The sequence below is a fragment of the Pedobacter agri PB92 genome (assembly GCF_000258495.1).
In the GTDB taxonomy this organism is placed as follows: Bacteria; Bacteroidota; Bacteroidia; order Sphingobacteriales; family Sphingobacteriaceae; genus Pedobacter; species Pedobacter agri.
Genome location: NZ_AJLG01000053.1, coordinates 20,567 through 27,598 on the forward strand (window position 1 = coordinate 20,567; position 7,032 = coordinate 27,598).

At 35.8% G+C, this 7,032-nt stretch carries 6 protein-coding genes and 1 tRNA gene; 4 read left to right on the forward strand and 3 right to left on the reverse strand.

Features of this window, described 5'->3' with window-relative positions:
- Positions 1-13 precede the first annotated feature (13 nt).
- From ON09_RS09855 to glmS, 4 genes are all read left to right on the forward strand, one after another.
- Entirely contained in the window at positions 14-1,948 is a 1,935-nt protein-coding gene (locus ON09_RS09855) for a polysaccharide biosynthesis protein (RefSeq protein WP_010600897.1), read from the forward strand.
- 113 nt (positions 1,949-2,061) lie between these two features.
- Complete coding sequence (locus ON09_RS09860) at positions 2,062-2,490, forward strand: hypothetical protein (protein ID WP_010600898.1); 429 nt, start codon at positions 2,062-2,064, stop codon at positions 2,488-2,490.
- 516 nt (positions 2,491-3,006) lie between these two features.
- Positions 3,007-3,303 carry a hypothetical protein gene (locus ON09_RS09865; protein WP_124914340.1) on the forward strand — a complete coding sequence of 99 codons (297 nt, stop codon included), beginning with the start codon at positions 3,007-3,009 and terminating at the stop codon, positions 3,301-3,303.
- Positions 3,304-3,329: 26 nt separating this feature from the next.
- Entirely contained in the window at positions 3,330-5,168 is a 1,839-nt protein-coding gene (gene glmS / locus ON09_RS09870) for a glutamine--fructose-6-phosphate transaminase (isomerizing) (protein ID WP_010600900.1), read from the forward strand.
- A gap of 146 nt (positions 5,169-5,314) precedes the next feature.
- Here glmS and ON09_RS09875 read toward each other — a convergent pair.
- The 3 genes from ON09_RS09875 to ON09_RS09885 form a co-directional block, all read right to left on the reverse strand.
- Positions 5,315-5,402: transfer RNA gene (locus ON09_RS09875), tRNA-Ser, on the reverse strand.
- Positions 5,403-5,497: 95 nt separating this feature from the next.
- Positions 5,498-6,487: a YihY/virulence factor BrkB family protein gene (locus ON09_RS09880; protein WP_010600901.1), complete on the reverse strand. Its 990-nt coding sequence runs from the start codon at positions 6,485-6,487 to the stop codon at positions 5,498-5,500.
- 3 nt (positions 6,488-6,490) lie between these two features.
- Complete coding sequence (locus tag ON09_RS09885) at positions 6,491-6,904, reverse strand: acyl-CoA thioesterase (protein WP_010600902.1); 414 nt, start codon at positions 6,902-6,904, stop codon at positions 6,491-6,493.
- Between the last annotated feature and the right edge of the window lie 128 nt (positions 6,905-7,032).

The following is a 7,032-nucleotide window of genomic DNA, read 5'->3' on the forward strand; positions in this document are numbered from 1 at the left end:
ATGATTCTCAAGTATGAAAAAGTTGTTATTTCCCGATCAGGCACATTCAAGATGGCTAATCTTATTAATAGATCAATCGATCGTATTTTGGACACTGTTCTTATCAATCTTGCTAACAAATACATTACATGTTACCAAAGTATTTAATTTTCATAACTATACTTATGTTGGCTTGTACTGTTCAATTGCCATATGCGTGTTTATGATCATGAAACTTCATACCGGCATCATCAGGTACTCGAACACAGCTGATATCATGCGTGTCTTTCTTGCTGTTTTTATCACCAGTGTTCTTTTTGTTGGTCTAAATAAAATCTTATCTCAAGGTTTACAATTAGCATGGACACAAATGGATAAAGCGCTTATTCTCAACTTCTTCATCTCATCTTCCATTCTCATCTTCCTACGTATTTGCGTTAAAAATATTTTTCTGTTTTTTAAGGAACTGAAAAACGAGACAAAGGCCGAAAACATCTTAATATATGGAGCTGAAAAGAAAGCAATATTGATTAAAGGAGCAATAGAGAATGATAAAGAGTCTAACTTAAATGTATTTGGTTTTATTGATGACAATAAAGATCGTGTCGACAAATATCTGGAACAAAAGAAAGTTTATCACTCCTCAGCAATTTCCGTTTTAAAACATAAATGTGGTATTAATAAGATCCTGTTTGCTGAAAATTCCGCGAACACTTTAAATAGGAAGCAAATTATCGACACTTGCATAGGTGCGGGCATGAAAGTAATTATGGTTCCACCATCTAACAAATGGTTGTATGGTAAATTTAGCTCCGACCAATTGCGTGATTTAAAAATTGAAGATTTGTTAGAGCGTGAACCAATTAAACTTAACAAGCAAAACATATTAGCAGATTTGCAGGGTAAACGTATTTTAGTAACTGGTGCTGCAGGCTCTATCGGTTCGGAAATTGTTAGGCAAGCACTTCAATATCAACCTGAAATGTTAATTTTATGCGATCAGGCTGAAACACCACTTCATGAATTACAGCTTGAATTAGAAGACAGCTTTCAGGCCGGGAAAATCAAATTATTTATGGCCGATGTACAAAATCAAAGCAGATTACGAACTTTATTTGAAGTGTATAAACCACAAATTGTTTTCCATGCTGCAGCTTATAAGCATGTTCCAATGATGGAAGGAAATCCTGCAGAAGCTATTTCTACTAATGTTTTAGGCACAAAAAATATCGCTGATATGTCAATAGAATTTGATGTTGAAAAATTCGTAATGATATCAACTGATAAAGCTGTTAGGCCAACTAATATCATGGGTGCATCAAAACGGATTGCGGAAATCTATATACAATCGCTCAATAATAGCTTTGATAATGATTTAATTGAACGTTATAAAAATCGGGAACAAAATACACGTTTTGTTACCACTCGCTTTGGAAACGTATTAGGTTCAAATGGTTCTGTCATTCCGAGATTCAAAAGTCAAATCGAAAAGAAAGGACCAGTAACAGTTACGCATCCTGAAATCACCAGATATTTTATGACTATACCTGAGGCCGTACAATTAGTTATGGAAGCAGGAGCAATGGGCAAAGGTGGTGAAATTTTCCTCTTTGATATGGGAAAACCAATTAAAATTGTTGACCTGGCAGAAAATATGATTCGGCTTGCTGGTTTAACTCCAAATGTTGATATTAAAATAGAATTTACAGGTTTAAGGCCAGGTGAGAAGCTGCATGAAGAGCTACTTTTGCAAGAAGAACAACTTATTGAAACTCATCATCCCAAAATAAAAATTTCAAAAAAAGTTTGCTATAGCTATTTGTATGTGAATAAGGCAATAAATGATTTAATTGAACTTAACAATGATGGCGACGACTTTGCCATAGTAAAAAAAATGAAAGAAATAGTGCCTGATTACATTAGCAATAATTCAAGGTATGGTGATCTAGATTTGTTAGTGGCTAACTAATGGGCATAGTCATCTAAATTTGATTTAATAATATTTTTTCATAAATTGCTCTTACCATTCGTCCCGGTTGTTGATCTATTTAAAATATCTAATTCAGATTTAAATTAACAGTCATGAGTTTAAATGCAGGGCAGGTACTTGAGCGTGTAGTGCGCCAGGACCGCATGGGTATCAGTGAGCTTTCCAGAAAACTGAGCGTGAGTAGACGCACTATCTACAACTGGTTTGATCAAAAAAGTTTAAACCCCGAAATTATTTGGAAAGTTGGTGCTGTAATTGGTCACGACTTCTCTGTTGAACTTCCTGAAACATTTACCAAGCATGGTAACAGACTTCATGAAGCATTAAATGCCTATCAGCGCAGTGATAGTTCTAAAGCTGATAGCAATTCCGTATATTTTTGGATGAATAAGTACATTCACTTATTAGAGAAATATAATGAACTGCTAAGCCAAGTATCTCCTCAAACAGATAAGGAAGACATTGTTTTAAATCATTCAAAACCTCGTAATAACATCAAAGAATTTCCCATTCTACCATAGCGATGCGCTATAGTCAATCATAAAAGAGCTTGCGAATATTTTTGAGCTCTTTTCCTCTAATCCATTATAAAAACTTGTACACCTCGTAAACTGATTTTTTTTTTGGTGGTGGCGGTGTATGCTTCTAAAATTTTTATCTTGAAAACTATTAATACTCTCTTTGGCTGTATTGCTATTACTTTGTAGCTCAATATAAAGAGCACAATCTCAAATTTCTAATGGTATCCGAATAAGATATAGTACCTGAATTGAAGGTGGTTTAGCAACGGGCTATTTGAAAACAGAATAGGTCCACTCGGGGTGTCTATTCAGGGAAAGTTTAAGCAGAGATTAGCTTCTACATTCATGACCTTGATGTGAGTTTAAGGTTTGAAAGCAATAGCAAATTTTATGATTGCGATAGTAATAATAATTCTATAGGCTTGAGGGTTGCTTTAAGATTTACCAATAACTATTCGTTAGGTATTTACACATTACTTTATTTTTTCAATGAAAGCCAGTATTCAATATAATACTATGAATGAATTATGGATTCTTTCTATTGAATGCAAGCAAGAGGAGTCTGTAAAGTACACGAAGCTTATCGTGAAAATCATAGTAAAGATTCTTTCTGGAGAGGTTTTGCCAAAAAAGAAAAGACGCATTAAAACAGGCAAGCATTATGTAATTCAAAACCAGGTAGTGGAACTATATCATGACGATTGGTTTCCTTTAATTTTAGTAAGCAAAAAGAAGACCTTGCTAGAGGGTATCAAGTTTATTTTTATGGATTTGATCGGCGTCAATAATATCCTTGATAAACAAATCATTTAGTTTCAAATCATTTTAATTTTTTAGTTATGTGTGGAATAGTAGGTTACATTGGTTCTCGCGATGCCTGGCCAATTGTGTTAAAAGGATTGAAAAGACTGGAGTACAGGGGTTATGATAGTGCAGGTATTGCGGTGATGGATTCGTTCAGTCAAAAAATTTACAAAAAAGCCGGGAAAGTTAATGTATTGGAAGATTTCGCAAAGGAGCTAGACTGCTCAGGAAATGTAGGAATGGGTCACACCAGATGGGCAACCCATGGTCATCCATCAGATCGAAATTCTCATCCTCATACTTCGAATAGCGGAAACCTTTCTATCATTCATAATGGGATCATTGAAAATTACGCAACTTTAAAGGAAGAGTTATTAAATCGCGGGCATCAATTTGCAAGTGAAACGGATACCGAGGTTCTTATTCACTTGATTGAAGAAATTCAAAGCATAGAAGGTACCGATTTGCTTGAATCAATACGTTTAGCACTCAATGAAGTTGTTGGAGCTTATGCCATTGTGGTGATGGATAAAAATCAGCCTGATCGCCTGTATGTCGCTAGAAAGGGAAGTCCCCTGGTTATCGGCGTCGGCAATGGTGAACATTTTGTAGCTTCTGATGCAACACCAATTATTGAATACACGAAAAACGTGATTTACCTTAATGATAACGAAATTGCAGTTATCAATAAAGATGAATTATTAATTAAACGTTTAGATAATGTAATTCAAACACCAACTATTCAGGAACTGAATATGAAATTGGAGATGTTGGAAAAGGGGGGATATGAACACTTTATGCTAAAAGAAATTTTTGAACAGCCGCGATCGATAAGGGATTGTATGCGTGGTCGTATGTATCCAGAGCTGGGCAAAGTTCAATTGGGAGGGATTAAAGAATTTGCTAATAAATTAAAAAATATTGATCGGATTATCATCGTTGCCTGTGGAACATCATGGCATGCAGGATTAGTGGGCGAATATTTAATTGAAGATTATGCTCGCATTCCCGTAGAAGTAGAGTATGCATCAGAATTTAGATATCGAAATCCAATCATAACAGAAAAAGATGTGGTAATTGCCATTTCTCAATCGGGAGAAACAGCAGATACTATGGCAGCCATCGAAATGGCGAAAGATAAAGGCGCTACTATTTTTGGTATTTGCAATGTTGCAGGTGCATCAATTCCAAGGATAAGTGATGCAGGTGTTTATACTCATGCAGGACCAGAAATAGGAGTCGCCTCTACAAAAGCCTTTACTGCACAGGTAACTGTTTTAACGCTCATAGCATTTTACATGGCGCAGCAAAGAGGCACATTGGGCACTGCTGAATTGACAGAACTGCTTACGGCACTAGACGAAATTCCAGATAAAGTTTCGCTCGCTCTCGAATCAAATGAGTTGATAAAGTATATTGCAACCGAAATTAAAGATGCGACTAACTGCTTGTTTTTAGGAAGGGGATGTGGTTTCCCGGTTGCACTGGAGGGCGCTTTAAAGTTAAAGGAAATATCATATATCCATGCTGAAGGTTATCCAGCGGCAGAAATGAAACATGGTCCGATTGCTTTAATTGATGAACAAATGCCAGTCATATTTATTGCAACTAAAAACTCATCCTATGAAAAAGTTATTAGCAACATTCAGGAGGTGAAGGCTCGGAAAGGCATTGTAATCGCGATAGTTACCAAAGGCGACCGAAAAGTAAAAGATATGGTTGATTATGTGATCGAGATACCCGACGCTAACGAGACATTCCTACCACTTTTGGCAACAATTCCTCTACAACTACTTTCCTACCATATTGCCGTAATGAGGGGTTGTAACGTAGATCAGCCTCGAAATCTTGCAAAGTCAGTCACAGTTGAATAGAGATTTTAGGCCAAACATCGCCGTTTTAGTTTAAAACAATAACTCGAGTCTGAATAGTAATATGATGGCTATCCTTAACGGGTAGCCTTTTTTTTGGAAAAAAAATTTATAAACAAAAAAAGGCTACCATTTAAGGTAACCTTTTCTGGCGGAGAGCGAGGGATTCGAACCCCCGGACCTGTTACAGTCAACAGTTTTCAAGACTGCCGCATTCGACCACTCTGCCAGCTCTCCGGGGGCAAAAGTACAAACTCCGGTTAAAACTGCAAACTATGAAAGCATTTTTTTTATATTAAATTGATAATTGCTTAACACAGAGGTATAAAGAATTATTTTTTTTGGATGTTACCTTCAATAGGATCAGATTTTTTAAATAAATTGAAGGTTGGTCTGATGATTTTAACACTTCTTTTGCTCACATCAACACTAGCATTCAGCTCGAAACCGATTAGTAGAATTAAGGAATTTAAGTAAAGCCAGATCATGACCACAATCAAAGTTCCGATAGAACCGTACACCTTATTGTAGGAGGCGAAATGATTGATATAGAAAGAAAATCCCCAAATGGTTATAAATGCTAAAATCGTAGCCAACCATGATCCTGCACTAAACAACTTCCATTTTTTTGCATGCGAGGGGCCATATCTGTATAATATGGAAATCGTAATGAAATATAAAATTGCTAACAACGACCAGCGTGTAAACTGAATAGCATACACGGCTAAGCTATCCTTAATGTGTAGTTCTCCTTTGATATAATTCAATGCAACTTCACCGATCGCCATGGCGCTAATACAAACGATAATGGAAAGGCAAATCACAGAAGTTAAAATAAAAGCTATTAAACGTTGCTTCAACCACCCTCTGGTTTCAATAATTAAGGAAGACTTATTAAAAGCTTTCATTAAATTTTTTACGCCATTTGTTGCAAAAAATATTGCTGATAAAAAACCAAAAGACAACAATCCGGTGTTCTGGTTTTTAATGATATCTTTTAAGGTAGATTCAAACGCATTGTATGCATTATGTGGTAGCACCAGCTCTATCAAATTAAGTAACTGATCCTGGAAACCTTTAATCGGAATAAAAGGAATCAATGTAAATAAAAATATAATACCCGGAAATATTGCCAGCATAAAGCTGTAGGCCAGAGATGACGATTTGTTTACAAGGGTATCTTTACCAATCTCTCTAAAAAAGAATGTTGCAACGGTATACAAAGGCAATGGGCTAAAACCAGGCAAAACGCAGCCTTTAGTCCATTCGATAAATTTCGAATAGATTTTAAGATGTAATAATTGCCGGTGTAGCCATTCCATTTATTATGCTGTAAAATGTTTTTTAATGCCTTCCATAAAGTTAACTGGTGGATGGCATGGTCTCCTTGAATTTTTATCAACAAATACCAAAACTGTTTTACCGATATTGATTAATTCTTCCTTCTCGTTGTAAATTTCATATTCTACATTTAAACGTACGGTAGGCAAATCTCTCACAATGCATTTTACAGTAAGTACCTGATTATACAACGCAGGCTTTAAGAATTTAGATTGCAGTTCTAAAAGTGGCAACATCACTCCAGCAGCCTCCATAGATTCGTAAGTAATACCCGAACAGGCTTCGAAACATTCAGTTCTGGCAATTTCGTAATACAGAGCATAATTTCCATGATGAACAACGCCCATTTGGTCGGTTTCAGCATAGCGAACTTTTACTTTAGTCTCATGTATAAACATTAACGGAATATATTTTTCTTGTTTAACGCCTCACGATATTTTTTTGCATTTATTTCATGCTCTGCTTTAGTTTCAGCAAAATTATGATATCCGGAAAAATCTTCCTTTGCACACATGAGTGTGTACGT